The organism is Burkholderia sp. AU19243, from assembly GCF_018148075.1.
GTDB lineage: Bacteria > Pseudomonadota > Gammaproteobacteria > Burkholderiales > Burkholderiaceae > Burkholderia > Burkholderia latens_A.
The window spans coordinates 104459-123784 of record NZ_JAGSTV010000006.1 but is presented as its reverse complement, the minus strand read 5'-3'; the positions used below and the strand labels follow the sequence as shown (position 1 = coordinate 123784).

The following is a 19326-nucleotide window of genomic DNA, read 5'->3' as shown; positions in this document are numbered from 1 at the left end:
CACATGCGAGGCTCCATGAACCTGTTACGCACGTTCTGGCTATTGTTGCTGCTCGCCGCCGCAGCCCCCGCGCTTGCCTATCAGGCGCGGGTCGTCGCGATTCCAAGCGCGGCAATGAACCAGACGCTGCAGGCGACCGTCGTGCTGCCGGACGCGTACGCGCGCCTGCATCACGGCCCCGAGCGCAGCGTCGAACGCTTTCCGGTCGTCTACCTGCTGCATGGCTCCGGCGGCGACCATACCGACTGGACCGCCAACACCCGGATCGCCGCGCTCGCCGATCGCTATCGCGTCATCCTTGTGATGCCGGATGGCGGCCACGAAAGCTGGTACATCGACAGCCCGTTCGACTCGGGCAGCCGCTATGAAACCTTCGTCGGCGACGAAGTCGTGTCGTACACGGACATGCACTTCAGAACGATCGCGACCAAGGGCGCCCGCGCGATCACCGGGCTCAGCATGGGCGGTTTCGGCGCGCTGCGCATCGCGCTCGATAGGCCGGACACGTTCGGCGCGGTCGGCAGCATCAGCGGCGCGGTCGATCCGCGCTGCTGCGAAGACGAGCCCGGCATCGCCCACGTGTTCGGCGACCCCGTCCGTCATCCGTCGTTCTGGAACCGCAGCGCGATCGTCGAAAACGCACGCGCATTCGTCCGCGCGCATCTGGACCTGATCATCGACTGCGGCCGCGACGACTCGTTCGTCGGCTCGAACCGCACGCTGCACGAGCGGCTCGTCGCGCTCGGCGTGCCGCACGACTATGCGGAACGTCCGGGCGGCCATACGTGGGACTACTGGGCGCATGCGATCCGCTACCAAATGCGTTTCTTCGCGACGTCGTTCCAGCACAGCGGCTACGCATAGCACTCGTCACGCCATAGTGTGCCAACGACTCGCAATTTCATCTGAAAAAGACGCCCCATAACGGCACCGCGCGCGACGCGCTGATCGACGCGATCAACCGCCTCTCGCTCTACCCGGGCTCGCCGGCTGCCGGTTCCGCATTGCCGATTGCGCCGATGGATGAACGACATGGCCGGCGCGATCATCCGGCGCGTGGACGTGCGGTGCGCCCGACATCGCGCGACGCGACGTGAAAACAAAGCGGAAAACGGAAATCGCCCGCGGCTGAAGTTCAATTCCCGTGCGCCGCGTCGGCGCTCACCACGCGATCGAAGAATTCCTGCGCACGCGCCAATTCGGCGAGCGCACGATCGAGGCGCGACATCGCGCGTGCATATTCGGCCGACGAGATGTCGTCGTCGCCTTCGCCGCGCACGGCGCGAAACGCCTGGTCGACGTTGCGCGTCGCTTCGACGAAGCGTTGTGCAGCCCGGGCTTCCCGCGAACAGACATGAGTCGGCATCGACACTTCTCCCTCAGGTTGCTGTGTGAAGCGAGCCGGCACTCAGTGTGCGTGCAGCGCATGTCGTCGACGTGACCGACGACAGCGGACGTGCCGTCGCACGATCGCCGCGCAGCCCGCTTCGTCGCGATTGTCGCGCCACACTCGTCGATCCGCTACGGCGAGATTGCAACAAATTCTTGCGTATCGAATCGCGCTCGCATTGGCGCGCGTCGCTGCACGGTCGTAACGCTGCACTGCTTCACATCACGCGCCGAACATCGCCGGCACGCACGTCACGCGCGCCCGATGCGCGAATGCGCGAGACCGCCGAACGCGGCCGCGTCGGCGGGCGACAGATCGAACAGATCGCCGGTGAGTTCACCCGGATGCTCGGCCGCGGGCCGGCTGCGCAGCCGAACCGCATGTGCGGGGGCGACATAGGCGGCCGCCGTTTCGATCGGCGGGACGTCGAACAGATCTCGCGTGACGCCGCGCACGGCATCCGTTGGCGACCTGCCCCGCAAACGCGCGACCAGTTCAACGAACCGATCGAAATCGCCGGCGCGCGTCGCCTTGTTTACCTCTGCGAGATCTCGCGCCTTCAGCACGCATGGCTGCGCGAGCCGCACGAAATACGGCGCCTCGAGTTCCACGGACAGCGCGAGCGGATAACTTCTGCCCGTTTGCTCCTTCGCACGCCCGATGCAGTCGACCACGGCCGCGCCTTGCGCGACGCCAAGCGGCTTGCCGGTGCTCACGCTACGCAGATGATCGGGAAATACGCGCAATTGCGTGCCGACCGTCAACGCAGTGGACGATGCGCAAACCAGCGCGTAGTGCTGCTCGCGACGGCGGCCCGACGGCAGCGTGGCGCGGCTCGCGATGAACGTGTGCGGCGGCAGCGGCCGCACCTGGCCGCCGGCGTCGACCCATGCATTCCATAGCAGCGCGTCCTCACGCTTGCGCTCGCCGGCACGCGTGCGCGACGCAACCGGCGAGAACAGCGCGAGCAGCGAACCGGTGCGGTGCGCGGCCACCTGCGCACTGCTGCCGAGCGGCTGGCTGATGCCCCACAGAAAACGCCCGCCACCCAGCCGTCGCTCCCATTCCTTGCGGAGCACGACGGTCGGCAGTTCCTCGCCGGACTCGGTACCGATCTTCGTCCAGCAGAACGTGGGAGGGAGGTGTTTCAGTGTCATCAACTTTCTCGGGATACAGCCTCGCCGGTGACAGCAAGCCCATTCAACAACCGTAACTGTATAGGTATAATGCATCGCATGGAAGCCCCGGATCACGATTTTCCTGTTCAAGACCTGTTACGCCGCTTGATGGCGGATACGCGTTCGTCCAGCGAAATAGCGCGGCTTTCCGGGGTCAGTCAACCGACGGTGTCGCGCTTGCGGCTATCGAACGGGCGCCGGCTGCGACGCAGTGCGCCATTCAATAAGCTATGCAATTTCTATGGCGTCGATACCGGCCCGGCACGCCGCCGCTATAACGACCTGCTGCGCGACGCGATCGTCGACGCATGGGACGGCTCCGACGAGCACGGGCGCGCCCTGCTGGTCGTGATTCAGGGATTGAAGGATCTGCAGGCGAAGGCGGATGACGGCTGATGGCGCGCAGGCTTCGATGGCTTGAATCGAACACGAATGCAGGCATCCGCAGAACGGGCGATGGCGAATACGATTCGCGACCGCCCGTTCTGCATTTGCGTCGGGCGTCCGCACCAAAGCAACGGCAAGCGCGCCGCACGCGCGCCGCACGGCCTGCGCGTCCCACTATCGAAACTTTTTTGCCGTCAGTTAAAAAAGTTTGACACGCCGTTTTCCCTGAGATAACTTTTGTGCAAGCTTCCGGAAAGCAAATGCAAACCGGCAAGCCATCACGATGCGCGGCGCGGCCGAAACCGCCGATCCGTTTCCTTCCGCCGCCGCACGCGCGTCGCGTCGTGTGTTTCCGCAGCGCAGCACCGCAGCTCGCATCATCCCCGCCTCGTCGAACGATGTCGTTCCGTTTCATCTGGAAGGATGTGCGGCATGCGCATTTTTGATTCGTAGTCCTGCATGACAGCGGTACGGCGCCGGCGCATTGCGCCGCGGCGCTGTTCCTAGTGCGCAGTTTTGGTCTTCGTTTCATGCAGTAATCGGCCCGGCCCGCAGGGGGCGTCTCGCGGAACGGTCGCATTTACACAAACACAAGAACGAGGTCGGCAATGCAAATTCATGTCAGAGGATCGCGTCGCGCATGGCTACCCGCGCTCGTCGCCGCCGCGACGCTCGCCGCTTGCGGCGGCGATGACGGCGGCAGCGTGGCCGGCGTGTCCGCGCTCGCGCAAAATCAAGGTCAGGCTCAGGATCAACAGGCCGATGGCGCCGCGCAGCGGCGCGTGTCGCCGTCCGGCGTTCCGTATGCGAACCCGGCCAGCGGCGGCCGCTACAAGCCGGTGATCAGCAACGGCCAGGTGCAGCCATCGTTATCGGGCGGCACGATCGAGGAAAACGCGTGGGTCGACACGCCGGTCGATTCCGACGGCGACGGCACGAAAGACCGGATTCACGTTCGCATCGTGCGTCCGTCCGAAACCGCGAACGGCGCCCGCACGCCGGTCATCGTGCTCGCGAGCCCGTACTACGCGGGGCTGGCCGACAGCCCGAACCACGACGTCGACGTCGAACTCGACGGCACGCCGCATCCCGTCGCAACGTCAGCGGCCGCCGGCGGCGCATCCGCACGCGTGATGGCTGCGGCGCCGCAGCTGCGGATACTGCAGCAGCTCGAAGCGGCCGCGGCTGGCCGTTCATGGATCGAAGGCTATTTCATCCCGCGCGGCTTCACGATCGTCTATGCGGATTCCCTGGGCACCGCCGGTTCCGACGGCTGCCCGACGATCCTCACGCGTGACGAATCCGTCGCGATGGCGTCGGTGATTCGCTGGCTCGGCCGCGATGCGACCGCGAAGGACGCGAGCGGCAAGCCCGTCGTCGCGAGCTGGTCGACGGGCCACGTCGGCATGTACGGCGTGTCGTACGACGGCACGCTGCCGAAGATGGTCGCGAGCCTGCGCACGCGCGGGCTCGACGCGATCGTGCCGGTCGCCGGGCTGTCGAACATGTATGGCTACTACCGTTCGGGCGGGCTCGTGCGCGCGCCGGACGGGTACCAAGGCGAGGACGTCGACGTCTACATCAAGGCGCTGCTGACGAATGCGCATCCGGAACGCTGCGCGCACCTGGTCGACGAAGCGCTGCAACAGGAAGACCGCAAGACCGGCGACTACTCGCCGTTCTGGGCCGCGCGCGACATTCCGACCGCGCGCGCGGTCGCGCCTGCGCTGGTCGCGCAAGGGCTGACCGACGACAACGTGCGTGTCGACCAGTCGACGTCGTGGTATCTCGCGATGCGCCGCCAGGGCGTGCCGACACAGCTGTGGCTGCATCGCCTGAAGCATACCGACCCGACCCGCGTGCCGGCGATGGCCGACGCGTGGACTGCCGAGGTGAACCGCTGGTTCACGCGCTATCTGATCGGCGTCGACAACGACGTCGAACGCGATCCGCGCGCGGTGGTCGAGCAGACGGACGGCACGCTGCTGAAGGAAACCGACTGGGCCGCCCGGCGCGCGACGCCGGTTGCGTACTTCGCGGGCGGCGACGGCGCTGGCACCGGCACGCTGTTGCGCACACCGAGCGGCGGCCCGCTTGCACGCTTCACCGACGACGCGACGATTCCGGCGCTCACGCTGGCGAACGCGACGACGGGCGAGCATCGCAGCCGCTTCGAGACCGCGCCGTTCGCAACCGCGACGCGCCTGGCCGGCACCGCGACAGCGCGCGTGCGACTGACGTTCACCGGTGTCGCGAACGTGACGGCGCTGCTGGTCGACCGCGCACCGGACGGCACGGCGACGATCGTCACACGCGCGTGGACCGATCCGCGCAATCGCGTGTCGGACTGGTTCTCCGAACCGCTGTTGCCGGGGATGCCGTATGACCTGAAGCTGACCTTCATGCCACGAGACTACACGCTCCAGGCGGGCCACAAGCTCGGCCTCGTCGTGCTGTCGAGCGACAACGAAGCGACGCTGCGGCCGACGCCGGGCACCGGCCTTGCGCTGGATCCAGCGGGAACGTCGGTGACCGTGCCGCTGGTTACGTCCTGAGCGTATTCGACGTGAAGCGCGTGCGATCGCAAACGATCGCACGCGTGCGGCGACCGGGTTCGCTTCGCGGCCGCGGCCGCGCACGCATCGGCTCGCGATCCGGCGTCGACGCGGCGCAGCGGCCTGACTACAGAGAAAGTCGTCCGTTATCTGCGATCTGCAGTACCGGCACGGGTCCGCCACTGTCCGGCTGCATGAGGCAAAACGTCGTTTCCCCGGGATGGATGTTCCGGCCGCTGGCTTGCAGCCGCATTGCAGTTTTCTACAGCCTTCGCGCGCCGCTCGCGGAAGAAACGGCTCGTATCCGGTTCGGCAGACGCACATCCGCCCCGCTTACAGCGGCGTAAGCACCGGCTCCCCCGCGAAATGCCGCGCGGCATTGTCGAGAAACTGCTGCACGGAACGATCGAGCGCCTCCGGCGACCAGCCGCCCATGTGCGGCGTCAGCACGACATTGTCGAGGTCCGTCAGCATGCGCGGCGGTTCGGGTTCGCCTTCGTACACGTCGAGCCCCGCGCCCGCGATGCGCCGTTCGCGCAGCGCGTCCGCCAAAGCAGCGGTATCGACAACACTGCCGCGCGACACGTTCACGAGAAAACCGCCGGGGCCCAACGCATCGAGCACCGCGCGGTCGATCAGATGGCGCGTGCCTGCGCCGCCCGGCGTCGCGACGATCAGGAAATCGGCCCATTGCGCGAGCGCGTCCACCCGGTCGAAATAGCGATACGGCACGGGCTTCGCCGTGCGATTGTGATAAGCGATTTCGATATCGAAGCCGGCCGCCCGACGCGCGCATTTCTCGCCGATCTTGCCGAGCCCGACGATGCCGAGCTTCTTGCCCGACACGTTCGGCGGCATCGCGAGCCCGTCGCGCCACACGCCTGCGCGGGTTTTCGCATCGAGCTGCACGACGTTGCGGACGACGGCGAGCAGCAGCGCGAACGCGTGATCGGCGACGCAATCGTCGTTGGTGCCGGCCCCCGTGACCACCGTGACGCCGCGCGCCTTCGCATGCGCGACATCGATGTGCTCGTAGCCCGCCCCGAGCGCGCTGACGAACGTGAGTTGCGGCAGCCGGTCGATCTCGGCGGCAGTCAGGCCCGTGCTGCCGTTGGTGAGCACCGCGCGAATCGTGCCGCCATGTTCGACGACCGCGCGCTCGCGTTCGTCGATGGTGGGCGCGTAGTGCACGTCGTACGACGCGGCAATCCGGCGGTGCGCGTCGCCGCGCAGCGCGATCAGGGCCAGCAGCTCGGGCTTCATGTCAGCAAATGTCCGCAGGCGGTAATGCGCTCCAGTGTAACAACGGCGTGTGACGCGCGCCGGTTATCCCCACGCTCGCTGTGGGCGCGCCGCCGCACGCGGTTTGCCAAAGCCGACTCACTCAAGTAACTTTCGGCGTACGTCCGCATTCTGGAGATTGGCCCCGATGAAGCTCGCCCTGCCCGCCCGAATCCTGGGCTTCGCGTTCGCCGCCGCCGTCGTCGCACCCGGCGCGCACGCCGATACTCCCGTCGTCGTGTCGTCGAAGATCGACACCGAAGGCAACCTGCTCGGCAATGTCATCGCGCAGGTGTTGAAGGCGCACGGCGTTCCCGTCACCGAAAAAATCGCGCTCGGCACGACGCCGATTGTGCGCAAGGCGCTCACGAGCGGCGAAATCGACATCTACCCCGAATACACGGGCAACGCCGCGTTCTTCTTCAACAAGGCCGACGATCCCGTGTGGAAGAACGCAACCCAGGGCTACGAGACCGCTAAGAAGCTCGACTATGCGGCGAATCATCTCGTCTGGCTCGCACCGGCGCCTGCGAACAATACGTGGGGCGTGGCCGTGCTCGCGCAGGTCGCGCAATCCCAGCATTTGAAGACTTTCTCCGATCTCGGCAAATGGGTCGCGGGCGGCGGCAAGCTGAAACTTGCGGCATCGGCCGAATTCGTGAACAGCGCATCGGCGCTGCCGTCGTTCGAGAAGGCGTACGGTTTCAAGCTGAAACCCGACCAGCTCGTCGTGCTGTCCGGCGGCGACACGGCCGCGACGATCAAGGCCGCCGCGAATCAGACCGACGGCGTGAATGCGGCGATGGTGTACGGCACCGACGGCGGGATTTCGTCGAGCGGTCTCGCCGTGCTCGACGACGACAAGCACGTGCAGCCCGTCTATGCGCCGACGCCGGTGATTCGCGAAGCCGTGCTGAACGCGCATCCGCAAATCGCCGATTATCTGAAACCGGTGTTCGCGAGCCTCGACCTGAAGACGCTGCAAATGCTGAACGCACGCATCCAGATCAACGGCGAACCGGCCGCCGGCGTCGCGAAGAGCTACCTGAAGTCGAAGGGCTTCGTTAAGTGACGGGACGCGCGATGGCGTCCGCGCGGCGCGTCACGCTCGACAAGGTCGGCATCCTGATCGGTGTGCTGACGATCGCCGCGGTTTCCGCGATGCCATTCATCGTGCTGCGGCCGAACCGCATCGCGGCCGGCACCGGGCTGTCGGTGTTCGCCGCGCTGCCCGCGATGCAGGGGGCCGCGCTCGCCGCGCTGTGGATCGCCGGCGCGCTGTGGGCGATGACGGCGAGCCGCCCCGCGTGGCGACTCGCGGCCGGCTGCACGGGGCTCACGACCCTCGCGTATGCGGTGGGCGCGGCAGCGGCGCACGTCGTCGCGCCCGACGACATGCTCGCGCGCGTGTCGCCTGCGGCCGGCGTGTGGATGCTGCTGTTCGCATGGACAGTGCTCGTCGCCGACGCGCTTGCACGGCTCGCGTTCGGCCCGTGGCGACGCGTCGTCGCGCTCGCCGTCGCGATAGCAGCGATTTCGCTGCCGCTCGCGAGCGGCTGGTGGGACGGGCTGTCGGTGATGCGCGAATACGCGGTGCGCAGCGACGATTTCTGGCGCGAGGCGATCCGGCACGTCTCGCTCGCGGGCGGCTCGGTCGCGGCCGCGCTCGTCGCGGGCCTGCCGCTCGGCATTGCATGCGCGCGGATCGCACCCCTGCGCACCGTCGTGATGCCGGTGCTCAATATCGTGCAGACGATCCCGAGCATCGCGATGTACGGGCTGATGATGGCGCCGCTCGGCCTGCTTGCCGCACACGTGCCGCTCGCGGCCGCGCTCGGTATTCGCGGAATCGGCATCGCACCGGCAGCGCTCGCGCTGTTTCTCTATTCGCTGCTGCCGATCGCGTCGAGCGTCGTGGTCGGCCTCGAACAGGTGCCGCCGCACGTGACCGAAGCGGCGCGCGCAATGGGGATGACGCGAACGCAGCGGCTCGTGCGCGTCGATCTCGCGCTCGCGCTGCCGGTGATCCTGAGCGGCGTGCGCATCGTGCTCGTGCAGAACATAGGGCTGACCGCGGTCGCCGCGCTGATCGGCGGCGGCGGGTTCGGCACTTTCATCTTCCAGGGGATCGGACAAGCGGCCGCCGACCTCGTGCTGCTCGGCGCGATTCCGACCATCGCGCTCGCACTGGCGGCCGCCGTCGTGTTCGAAGCAGCGACCACACTCGCGAAGGGACGCACCGCATGATCGAGATCGAACGCATCGGCAAACGCTTCGGCGATATCGTCGCGGTCGACGACGTGTCGCTGACGATGAAGCAATGCACGATCACCGCACTCGTCGGCGCCTCGGGCAGCGGCAAATCGACGCTGCTGCGGATGATCAATCGGCTCATCGCACCGAGCAGCGGCACGATCCGCATCGACGGCGTCGACACCGCAAGCGTGCCGCCAGAGCAGTTGCGGCGGCGCATCGGCTATGTGATCCAGGGGCATGGCCTGTTTCCGCACTGGAGCGTCGCGCGCAATATCGCGACCGTACCGCGCCTGCTCGGCTGGCCCGCGCAGCGCATCGATGCGCGTGTGCATGAGCTGCTCGAGCTGTTCGACCTCGCCCCTGCCGAGTTCGCGGACAAGCTGCCGCACGAACTGTCCGGCGGACAACAGCAGCGCGTCGGCGTCGCGCGCGCGCTCGCGGCCGAGCCCGCGATGCTGCTGATGGACGAGCCGTTCGGCGCGCTCGACCCGATCATCCGCACCAAGGCCCAGGACGATCTGTACGCATTGCAGCGCCGCCTCGGGATCACGATCGTGATCGTCACGCACGATATCGAGGAAGCATTGAAGCTCGGCGATACCATCGCGGTGATGGACGGCGGTCGGCTGCTGCAGGTTGCGTCACCGGCCGAGATTCTCGGCAAGCCGGCGCCGGGTGTCGTCGAACAGCTCGTCGCCGGTGTCGACCGGCCGCTGCGCCTGCTCGCGCTGACACCGGTCGACGCGGTGGCCGAACCGGGTCACGCCGATGGCGAGCCGATCGCCGCGACGCGCACGCTGCGCGATGCGGTCTCGGAACTGCTGTGGCGCGGCGCCGACGCATTGCCCGTCGACGACGGCAACGGACACGCGGCGCGCCGCATCACGCTCGATGCGATTCGCGCGCATGCGAGGCAGCCCGCATGACGGCGCGGCCAGCGGGTCCGACGCTGCCGCATCGGCTGCCGGCATATGTCGCGCGCGCGGCCGCGCTTGCACTGTTGCTCGTGCTGTTGTTGCGCCCTGCGTGGCTGCAAGGGCTGTTCGCGCCGTTCGCGGACAACGGCGCGCCCGTCATCTACGATCGCGCGAGCCTGCTCGACCTGACGCTCGCGCACCTCGGCACCGTCGCACTGTCGAGCCTGATCGGCACGCTCGTCGCGGTCGCCGCCGGCATCACGGTCACGCGGCCGGCGGGTTCGGATTTCCTGCCGCTCGCACGCAGCATCGTCGACATCGGCCAGACGTTTCCGCCCGTCGCGGTGCTCGCGCTCGCCGTGCCGGCCGTGGGCTTCGGGCTGAAGCCCGTATTGATCGCGCTCGTACTGTACGGGCTCCTGCCGATTTTCGAGAGCACGATCGCGGGGCTCGAAGACGTGCCGCGCGATGTCGTCGAAGCCGCACGCGGGATGGGGATGAGCGGCTGGCAGCAGTTGGTGTCGGTCGAACTGCCGCTCGCGCTTCCAGTGATCGTGAACGGGATCCGGCTCGCGATCGTAATCAATCTCGGCACCGCGACGATCGGCTCGACGGTTGCCGCGCGCGGTCTCGGCGACGTGATCATCGCCGGGCTGCAGACGTCGAACACCGCGTTCGTCCTGCAAGGCGGCGTGATCGTCGGGTTGCTCGCCGTGCTGGTCAGCGATGCGATCGGCACGCTCGGGCGAATGATGCGCGCGCGGCGCACGTAGAAGCCGCCGCGAGACTTTACGAAGGAGACGCCATGGCTGTCCTGGACACCGGCCCATTCTTTCACGGCACGAAAGCGAATCTGCGGATCGGCGACCTGCTGACCGCGGGTTTCCGGTCGAATTATCGCGACGACGTCGTGATGAATCACGTGTATTTCACTGCGCTGCCCAAAGGCGCCGGCCTCGCGGCGGAAATGGCCAAAGGCGACGGTAAGCCACGCGTCTACATCGTCGAACCGACCGGGGAATTCGAAAACGATCCGAACGTGACGAACAAGAAATTCCCGGGCAATCCCACGCGATCGTATCGAAGCGCACGCCCGTTGAAGATCGTCGGCGAACTCGATAGCTGGGAACCGTACGACCCGGAGTTCATCGCGCAACTCAGGAGTCGCATCGAAACCGGCATGGGCGAGATCATCAACTAGCGTCGCGGCTGGCCGCTTCGTCAGCAACGCGCGAACCGCGCGCGGAATGACGCAAGCGAGCGGCATGCGCGTTGGTCGTCCGGACTGCGATGCGTGTGCGTGCAACGGCCGGCGCGCCGACCATTGCGAACGCAACAAGCCTACACGCGGCTTTCATTCGAGCCGGCGCTCGACCGCACGCGTCGATTGGCCGATATACTATGCGCCTTCCATTTCCCCGTACACGACCATGCGACGACGGTTTTTCTGGCTGATCGTGCTTTCGCTCGGCATTGCGCAACAGGCGTCGGCGCAGCAGGCGCCCGCGCTGACTGCGTCCGCGCCCGAAGCGGCCGCATCCGCGGCGTCCGCGCCGCTTGCGAACGATCAGCCGAACGAAGAAAACCGCCGCATCACGTCGTACCTCACGAAGAAATTCGGTGTCGCGAAGGAAAAGGCCGCGAAGCTCGCCGATATCGTGAGCGTAACCGCGACGAAATATTCGCTGCCTCCGGCACTCGTTTACGCGATTATCTCGATCGAATCGCGCTTCCAGGAAAAGGCGCGCGGCCAGCACGGCGCGACTGGTCTGATGCAGGTCGTGCCGTCGGCGCACCGCGGCATGCTGCGAGACGTGAAGGACCTGACCGAACCGAATGCGAACGTCGAAGCCGGCTCGCGGATCCTGTCGGGCTACGTGAAGGCGGCCGGCGGCAACGTGCAGGCCGGGCTGAAGAGCTATGGCGGATCCAATGCGTATGCGGCGAAGGTGATGCAGCGCGTGGACGCGTTCCGGTTCGTGCTCGAACCGGAAGACGGCGCGAACGCGGCAAGCGACGGGAAGGCGCGCATGGTGCCGGTCAGCGATCCGTCCGGCGCGATGCCGGCCGCAGGCCGCAACGTGAAGTAAGCAACGCGCACGCGCGTTCGCGGCGCGCCGCCTCTGCAGGCCAGCATCGTCCATCATGGCAACACGAAGCGCGAGTACCGCCGGCCTGTGCCGATGTGCGTTCGCGCCTCACGAAGGTTCACGCCACACGGCCAGAGGGTGTCCATCGAATCAGCAGCCGTAACGACGCCCAGCGGAGCACGGGGGCCTGCCGCGGCTCCTTCGAATCGCGACTACCCCGCCGCCTCCGTCCACCGCAGGTAATCCCCGCGCGTCCAGTCGAGCGACACGCCGACCCGCTTCGTCCCCGGCCGGATCTTCGGCTTGTACATCGACAGCGTCAGCGACTCCAGCGCGGGCCACTCGCGGAAGGACATTACCGCGACATCCGAGACGAGCGTTTCGAGCAACCGCGTGTGCGGCTTGTGCGACAAGAATGATGCAACGCGTGCGCAGTACCCGTCATAGTCGATCCACTCGCCCTGCTCGCTCGGCTCGCACCGATACCCGAGCCGCGCATCGATCACGACCGGTTGCGGCGCCTCGTGCTCGTGTGCGTGGATCCCGATCCGCGCGGGCACCTTCAATTCGTCGACGAACACGCTCCAGCCAGCCCCGCGCAGGCGCGGCGTGTCGATCGCCACGAACGGTTCGTCGAACGGCTTCATGATACGAGCGGCGCCGCGGCGTCGAGCATGATGCGCACGAAATAGTCGGCGAAGCTGCGGCGCACCACGATCTCGAACGTATCGTCGCCGGTCGCGATCAGCGTGATCGGCGACTTGAAATAATGCGACTGCGCGCACTGGCCCTGCTTGAACACGCGCGGATGCAGATCGAGCGGGCAGCCGCGCGCGATTACGTCGCGCACGCGCTCGCCGGTGACCTCGACGACCGTGTAGCCGCTGCCGACGTCGACCGCCGCCGCATACGAGCCCTGCACCGCCTCGGCAAGGCGAGCCTCGAGCACGCCGGCCTGCACCGGGCCGTTCGAGCGCACGAGCCACTCGTCGGGGCCGAGCCACAGCACGTCGTACTCGGCGCCGCGCGCGACGGTGTTCGGCACCGACGGCGGCAGGCAGCCGACCACGCGCTCGAACGCGCTGACGAATGCCGGGTCGCTCAGCTCGCCGCGCACGTTGACGAGATCGAGGAACGCCCGTTCACGCAGCGTGAACTTCTTCGATGCGCGTGCGTGATGCGGCTTCAGCACATCGGCCGCGCCGACGAACGGCGATTCAAGCGTCACGCCCGCGCCCGCCACCGGCGTCTGGGTTCTCGTTTCATTCCACATGCTGGCGCACCCCTTCGGTATCGTAGAAAACCGGGCTCGAAATCTTCGCGGTGATGCGCTTGCCGTTGGCCAGCGGAATCACGACGCTCTCGCCCATCTTGTTCAGACCGCCCTTCACCACCGCGAGCGCGATCGAGCGCTTCAGGATCGGGCTGTAATAACTCGACGTCACGTGGCCGATCATCGGCGTCGGATCGACCGCCGACACCTGCGTGTCCTTCGCGATGATCTGCGCGCCTTCCGGCAACACGAACTGTTCGTCTTCGGTCAGCAGGCCGACGAACTGCTTGCGGCCCTCCTTCGCGGTATCCGAGCGCGACAGCGACCGCTTGCCGAGGAAGTCCTTCGACTTCGCGACGAGCCCGCCCATCCCGAGGTCGTACGGCGTGATCGAGCCGTCCGTATCCTGACCGACGATGATGTAGCCCTTCTCAGCACGCAGCACGTGCATCGTTTCCGTGCCGTACGGCGTGATGTCGAACTCGGCCCCGGCCGCCATCAATGCTTCCCACACCGCGCGGCCCGCGTTGGCCGGCACGTTCACTTCATACGCGAGTTCGCCCGAGAAGCTGATCCGCATCACGCGCGCCTTCACGCCGGCGACGGTGCCGTTCCGGTAGCTCATGAACGGGAATGCGTCGTTGCCGAAGTCGATGTCCTGGCACACCTTCTGCACGACCTTGCGGCTCTTCGGGCCAACCACCGCGAACGTCGCCCAGTGATCGGTGACGGACGCGAGCCGCACCTTCATGTCCGGCCATTCGGTCTGCAGCCAGCGTTCGAGCCACGTGAGCACGCGCGCCGCGCCGCCGGTCGTCGTCGTCATCATGAAATGCTGGTCGGCGAGGCGCACCGTCACGCCGTCGTCGAACACCATCCCGTTCTCGTCGAGCATCAGCCCGTAGCGGCACTTGCCGACTTCGAGCTTGTTCCACGGGTTCGTGTACATCCAGTTCAGCAGCTTCACTGCGTCGGGGCCCTGGATGTCGATCTTGCCGAGCGTCGACGCATCGAGTATGCCGACGCTGTTGCGCACCGCGAGGCATTCGCGCTTCACGGCCGCATGCAGATCCTCGCCGTTCTTCGGGAAATACCACGGCCGTTTCCAGTTGCCGACGTCCTCGAACATCGCGCCGTGCTCGACGTGCCACTCGTGCACGCATGTCTTGCGGATCGGATCGAGGAAGTCGCCCGTCTCGCGGCCGGCGAACGTGCCGAACGACACGGGCGTGTAGTTCGGGCGGAACGTCGTCGTACCCGTTTCCGGAATCGTCTTGCCGAGCGCCTGCGCGAGGATCGCCATCCCGTTGATGTTGCCGAGCTTGCCCTGGTCGGTGCCGAAGCCCATCGCGGTGTAGCGCTTCACGTGCTCGACCGATTCGAAGCCTTCGCGTGCGGCCAGCAGGATGTCGGCCGCGGCCACATCGTTCTGGAAGTCAACGAACTGCTTCGGACCGCGTGCGGCGGCCTCGCGACTGCCGACCAGCCACAATGGCTGCAGTGCGCCTTCGACCGTCTCCGCAACCTGCGGTGCGACCGGACGCTGCGCGGCCGTGAAGCCTGCCGCGTTCGCCGCTTCGGCGCCCGCGTCGACCGCGAGCCGCAGCGCACGGGCGAGACCGAACTCGCCCGCGGCCGCGCCGACGCTCGCCTCGGCCTGCACGGGCTTGCCCGGCAGGAAGCACGCCTTTTCGTCGTTCCAGCACGCCTTGCCGCCGGACTGCGCGAACAGGTGCAGCACCGGGCTGAAGCCGCCCGACATCGCGACGAGGTCGCACGCCAGCGACTGCAGCTTGCCGCCCGTCTGGCCGTTCGAGTAGGACGCGACGTCGACCGACGATACGCGCCACTTGCCCGAAGCGGCCGTCACGACCGCACCGCTCATCACCGTCACGCCCTGCCGCTTCGCGGCGGCGGGCAGCGCGCCGTTCGACGACGCGCGCGAATCGACGACCGTCACTTTCGCACCGCATGCCTTCAGGTCGAGCGCCGTCTGATACGCGCGGTCGTTGTTCGTGAACACGACCGCGTTGCGGCCCGGCAGCACGCCGTAGCGATGAATGTAGGTGGACACCGCGCCCGCCAGCATCACGCCCGGCAGGTCGTTGTTGCCGAACACGATCGGACGCTCGTGCGCACCGGTCGCGAGGATCACGCGTTTCGCGCGGACTTTCCACAGCAGCTCGCGCGTGCCCTTGCGCATCGACACCGGCTGGTGATCGGTCAGGCGCTGCGTGATCGTCACGAGGTTGTGGTCCTGGTAGCCGAATGCGGTGCTGCGCGACAGGATCGTCACGTCCGGCAACTTGCGCAGTTCGGCCTCGATCTTCTCGACCCACTGCAGCGCGGGCTTCGCGTCGATTTCCGCACGGCACGACAGCAGGCTGCCGCCCAGCTCGCGCTGGTCGTCGACGAGGATCACGCGCGCGCCGGCGATCGCTGCCGCATGCGCGGCCGCGAGACCCGACGGACCGCCGCCCACCACGAGCACGTCGCAGTGCGCGTAGCACTTGTCGTAACGGTCGGCGTCGAGCACCTCCGGCGCCTTGCCGAGGCCGGCGGCCTCGCGGATCTTCTCTTCATACTTCGGCCACATGTTGCGCGGCCACATGAACGTCTTGTAGTAGAAGCCGGCCGGCATGAAGCGCGACAGCTTCTGGTTGATCGCGTACTTGTCGTTCTCGAGCGACGGCTCCGCGTTCACGCTCGTCGCGACGAGGCCCTGGTACAGCTCGATCTCGGTCGCGCGCGCGTTCGGCACCGTGTACGGGCCGGTCTCGAGCTGCACGACGGCATTCGGTTCCGCGACGTCGGCCGTCACGATCCCGCGCGGACGGTGGTACTTGAAGCTGCGTGCGACGAAGTGCACGCCGTTTGCGAGCAGCGCGGACGCGAGCGTGTCGCCCTGGAAGCCCTGATACGTGCGGCCGTTGAACGTGAACGTCAACGGAATCGCGCGGTTGATGCGGCCACCGGTGCCGAGGCGGTCTTTCTGGCTCATTTGCTGGTGCCCTCTTCGTGTGCGTTGCCGGCAGCCGCGCCATTGGCAGCTCCGCCGAACTTTTCGTAGCCCTTGATATCGTAAGTGACCGTATCGCGCGTCACCTTGAACCAGCGGCGGCAGCCTTGCGTGTGCAGCCACTGCTCGCGGTGAACACCGCGCTTGTTCTCGCGCATGAACACGTATTCGCCCCATTCGCGGTCGGTCATGGTCTCGTTTGCGACCGGGCGCACGATGTCGGCTTCACCGCCGCACGTGAACTCGGATTCGGCGCGCGGCCCGCACCACGGACATTCGATCAGCAACATGTTTCTTTCTCCTTCAGTGCGGGGGGTTAGTGCGCGACGGCGGCTGCGCCGTGCTCGTCGATCAGGTGGCCCGTGTAGAAGCGGTCGAGCGCGAACGGTGCGTTCAGCGGATGCGGTTCGTCGCGGGCGATCGTGTGCGCGAACACCCAACCCGAGCCGGGCGTCGCCTTGAAGCCGCCGGTACCCCAGCCGCAGTTGAAATACAGGCCCTTAACGTCGGTCTTGGTGATGATCGGGCATGCATCCGGCGACACGTCGACGATGCCGCCCCACTGGCGGTTCATCCGCACGCGCGAGAACACCGGGAACATCTCGATGATCGCCTGCAGCGTGCTTTCGATGATGTGGAAGCTGCCGCGCTGGCCGAAGCCCGTGTACTGGTCGATACCCGCGCCGATCACGAGGTCGCCCTTGTCTGACTGGCTGATGTACGCGTGCACCGCGTTCGACATGATCACCGAGTTCACGACCGGCTTGATCGGCTCAGACACCAGCGCCTGCAGCGGGTGGCTCTCGATCGGCAGGCGGATGCCGGCCATGTCGGCGAGCGTCGTCGTGTTGCCGGCGGCCACCACCGCGACCTTCTTCGCCTTGATGAAGCCCTTCACCGTATCGACGCCGACCACCGCGCCGCCTTCGCGGCGAATGCCCGTCACCTGGCAGTTCTGGATGATGTCGACACCGGCGCGGTCGGCGCCGCGCGCGAAGCCCCAGGCCACCGCGTCGTGACGCGCGACGCCGGCACGGCGCTGGATCGATGCGCCGAGCACCGGGTAGCGGCTGTTCAGATTGATCGTCGGTTCGATTTCCTTGATCTGCGCGGGCGTCAGGAATTCGGCGTCGACGCCGTTCAGCCGGTTCGCGTTCACGCGCCGCTCGGTGTCACGCACGTCCTGCAGCGTGTGCGCGAGGTTCATCACGCCGCGCTGGCTGAACATCACGTTGTAGTTGAGATCCTGCGACAGCCCTTCCCACAGCTTCATCGCCTTCTCGTACAGCGCGGCCGATTCGTCCCACAAGTAGTTGGAGCGCACGATCGTCGTGTTGCGCGCGGTGTTCCCGCCGCCGATCCAGCCCTTCTCGAGGATCGCGACGTTCGTGATCCCGTGTTCCTTCGCGAGATAGTAGGCAGTCGCGAGGCCGTGGCCGCCGCCGCCGACGATCACGACGTCGTATTCCTTCTTCGGTTCCGGGCTCTTCCACTGCTTTTCCCAGTTCTCGTGATACGAGAGGCCGTTGCGGAACAGGCTGAATATCGAGTAGCGGCTCATGTTAGTGATCCTTCGTTAGCATTCGATGACGTTCACGGCGAGGCCGCCGCGCGACGTTTCCTTGTATTTCGTCTTCATGTCGGCACCCGTCTCGCGCATCGTCTTGATGACCGAATCGAGCGACACGTAATGCTGGCCGTTGCCCTTGAGCGCCATGCGCGACGCGTTCAGCGCCTTGATCGCGCCCATCGCGTTGCGTTCGATGCACGGAATCTGCACGAGCCCGCCGACCGGGTCGCAAGTCATCCCGAGGTTGTGTTCCATGCCGATCTCCGCCGCGTTTTCGACCTGGTCCGGCGTACCGCCCATCACCGCGGCGAGTGCGGCCGCGGCCATCGAGCACGCGACGCCGACTTCGCCCTGGCAACCGACTTCCGCGCCGGAAATCGACGCGGTTTCCTTGTAGATGATCCCGATTGCGGCGGCCGTCAGCAGGAACTCGACGATGCCGGCTTCGTTCGAGCCCGGCACGAATTTCACGTAGTAGTGCAGCACCGCGGGAATCACGCCGGCCGCGCCATTCGTCGGCGCGGTGACGACACGGCCGCCCGCCGCGTTTTCTTCGTTGACGGCCATCGCATACAGGTTGACCCAGTCGAGCATCGACAGCGGATCGCGCAGCGACTCCTCGGAGCGCGCACGCAGGCGCCCGTTCAGTTCCGCCGCACGGCGCTTCACGCGCATCGGGCCCGGCAGGTCGCCTTCGACCTTGCAGCCGCGCTCGACGCAGGCGGCCATCGTGCGCCAGATCGCGAGCAGCCCGGCGCGCACCTCGTCTTCGGAGCGCAGCGCACATTCGTTGCGCAGCATCACTTCGGCGATCGACAGCCCGTGTTCGCGGCACTGGCGCATCAGGTCGTCGCCGGTGCGGAACGGATACGGGACCTCGGCGGCCGCACGCACGCCGTTCACGCGATCGCCGTCGCGGTTTACGACGAAGCCGCCGCCTACCGAGTAATACTCCTTCTCCACGAGCAGCTGGCCGTGCTCGTCGAACGCCTGGAAGCGCATCCCGTTCGGATGCACGATGCTCGTGCCGCTCATCAGCTTGCGGTAGAAGCCGATGTTCTCCTTCTCGTCGAAGCGGATCGTCTGCTTGCCGAGCAGCGACAGCGACTTCTCCGCGCGGATCGCGGCGAGCCGCGGCTCGATCAGGTCGGGATCGATAGTGTCCGGCAGATGGCCCTCGAGACCGAGCAACACCGCCTTGTCGGTGCCGTGGCCCTTGCCCGTCGCACCGAGCGAGCCGTATAGTTCGACCCGCACGCGGCGCACGAAGCCAAGCAGGTTCGCGTCTTCGATGTGCGACGCGAAACGGCAGGCGGCGATCATCGGGCCGACCGTATGCGAGCTGGACGGGCCGATGCCGATCTTGAACAGGTCGAACGCGCTGACGTTCATCTGGCTTCCTCTGGGTGG

General features: G+C 66.8%; 18 protein-coding genes. 9 read left to right on the top strand and 9 right to left on the bottom strand.

Annotated elements, in window-relative coordinates:
* Positions 1–15 precede the first annotated feature (15 nt).
* Entirely contained in the window at positions 16–864 is an 849-nt protein-coding gene (locus KDW55_RS13695) for an alpha/beta hydrolase family protein (RefSeq protein ID WP_212160453.1), read from the top strand.
* A 271-nt stretch (positions 865–1135) separates the two neighbouring features.
* Here KDW55_RS13695 and KDW55_RS13690 read toward each other — a convergent pair whose 3' ends face one another.
* Positions 1136–1366: a hypothetical protein gene (locus KDW55_RS13690; protein ID WP_040138634.1), complete on the bottom strand. Its 231-nt coding sequence runs from the start codon at positions 1364–1366 to the stop codon at positions 1136–1138.
* A 275-nt stretch (positions 1367–1641) separates the two neighbouring features.
* Complete coding sequence (locus KDW55_RS13685) at positions 1642–2547, bottom strand: hypothetical protein (protein ID WP_040138635.1); 906 nt, start codon at positions 2545–2547, stop codon at positions 1642–1644.
* Between the two features lie 78 nt (positions 2548–2625).
* Between KDW55_RS13685 and KDW55_RS13680 the strand changes: the two genes are divergently transcribed.
* Complete coding sequence (locus KDW55_RS13680; protein WP_040138636.1) at positions 2626–2964, top strand: helix-turn-helix transcriptional regulator; 339 nt, start codon at positions 2626–2628, stop codon at positions 2962–2964.
* Positions 2965–3563: 599 nt separating this feature from the next.
* On the top strand, positions 3564–5510 hold the full coding sequence (locus KDW55_RS13675; protein WP_212160399.1) for a Xaa-Pro dipeptidyl-peptidase: 1947 nt from the start codon (positions 3564–3566) through the stop codon (positions 5508–5510).
* A gap of 333 nt (positions 5511–5843) precedes the next feature.
* Here the strand turns inward: KDW55_RS13675 and KDW55_RS13670 are convergent, their stop codons facing one another.
* Entirely contained in the window at positions 5844–6773 is a 930-nt protein-coding gene (locus tag KDW55_RS13670) for a 2-hydroxyacid dehydrogenase (protein WP_212160400.1), read from the bottom strand.
* 166 nt (positions 6774–6939) lie between these two features.
* On the opposite strand from KDW55_RS13670, the gene KDW55_RS13665 reads away from it, so the two are divergent.
* The 6 genes from KDW55_RS13665 (at position 6940) to KDW55_RS13640 (ending at position 12054) form a co-directional block, all read left to right on the top strand.
* Positions 6940–7863, top strand: a complete 924-nt coding sequence (locus KDW55_RS13665; protein WP_040138640.1) for an ABC transporter substrate-binding protein — start codon at positions 6940–6942, stop codon at positions 7861–7863.
* Positions 7860–9038: an ABC transporter permease gene (locus KDW55_RS13660; RefSeq protein ID WP_040138641.1), complete on the top strand. Its 1179-nt coding sequence runs from the start codon at positions 7860–7862 to the stop codon at positions 9036–9038. The genes KDW55_RS13665 and KDW55_RS13660 overlap by 4 nt, the downstream gene beginning before the upstream one ends.
* Positions 9035–9973, top strand: a complete 939-nt coding sequence (locus KDW55_RS13655; RefSeq protein WP_069243306.1) for an ABC transporter ATP-binding protein — start codon at positions 9035–9037, stop codon at positions 9971–9973. Before KDW55_RS13660 ends, KDW55_RS13655 begins: the two co-directional genes overlap by 4 nt.
* A complete protein-coding gene (locus KDW55_RS13650) occupies positions 9970–10737 on the top strand; it encodes an ABC transporter permease (protein WP_212160401.1) in 768 nt (255 codons plus the stop codon). Before KDW55_RS13655 ends, KDW55_RS13650 begins: the two co-directional genes overlap by 4 nt.
* Before the next feature lie 32 nt (positions 10738–10769).
* Positions 10770–11165 carry an NAD(+)--rifampin ADP-ribosyltransferase gene (gene arr, locus KDW55_RS13645; RefSeq protein ID WP_212197975.1) on the top strand — a complete coding sequence of 132 codons (396 nt, stop codon included), beginning with the start codon at positions 10770–10772 and terminating at the stop codon, positions 11163–11165.
* Positions 11166–11394: 229 nt separating this feature from the next.
* Entirely contained in the window at positions 11395–12054 is a 660-nt protein-coding gene (locus tag KDW55_RS13640; protein ID WP_209821942.1) for a lytic transglycosylase domain-containing protein, read from the top strand.
* Positions 12055–12266: 212 nt separating this feature from the next.
* Here the strand turns inward: KDW55_RS13640 and KDW55_RS13635 are convergent, their stop codons facing one another.
* From KDW55_RS13635 to KDW55_RS13610, 6 genes are read right to left on the bottom strand one after another with little or no spacing between them, the layout of a single operon-like run.
* Complete coding sequence (locus tag KDW55_RS13635) at positions 12267–12701, bottom strand: dihydroneopterin aldolase (protein WP_212160403.1); 435 nt, start codon at positions 12699–12701, stop codon at positions 12267–12269.
* On the bottom strand, positions 12698–13327 hold the full coding sequence (locus KDW55_RS13630; RefSeq protein ID WP_212160404.1) for a sarcosine oxidase subunit gamma: 630 nt from the start codon (positions 13325–13327) through the stop codon (positions 12698–12700). Before KDW55_RS13630 ends, KDW55_RS13635 begins: the two co-directional genes overlap by 4 nt.
* Positions 13317–16328 (bottom strand): sarcosine oxidase subunit alpha family protein, encoded by a 3012-nt coding sequence (locus KDW55_RS13625; protein ID WP_040138647.1) that lies wholly within the window; start codon positions 16326–16328, stop codon positions 13317–13319. The genes KDW55_RS13630 and KDW55_RS13625 overlap by 11 nt, the downstream gene beginning before the upstream one ends.
* Entirely contained in the window at positions 16325–16636 is a 312-nt protein-coding gene (locus KDW55_RS13620; RefSeq protein WP_040138648.1) for a sarcosine oxidase subunit delta, read from the bottom strand. Before KDW55_RS13620 ends, KDW55_RS13625 begins: the two co-directional genes overlap by 4 nt.
* 26 nt (positions 16637–16662) lie before the next feature.
* Entirely contained in the window at positions 16663–17907 is a 1245-nt protein-coding gene (locus KDW55_RS13615) for a sarcosine oxidase subunit beta family protein (protein WP_034204196.1), read from the bottom strand.
* 15 nt (positions 17908–17922) lie between these two features.
* Positions 17923–19308: an L-serine ammonia-lyase gene (locus KDW55_RS13610; RefSeq protein ID WP_040138649.1), complete on the bottom strand. Its 1386-nt coding sequence runs from the start codon at positions 19306–19308 to the stop codon at positions 17923–17925.
* Positions 19309–19326: the final 18 nt, after the last annotated feature.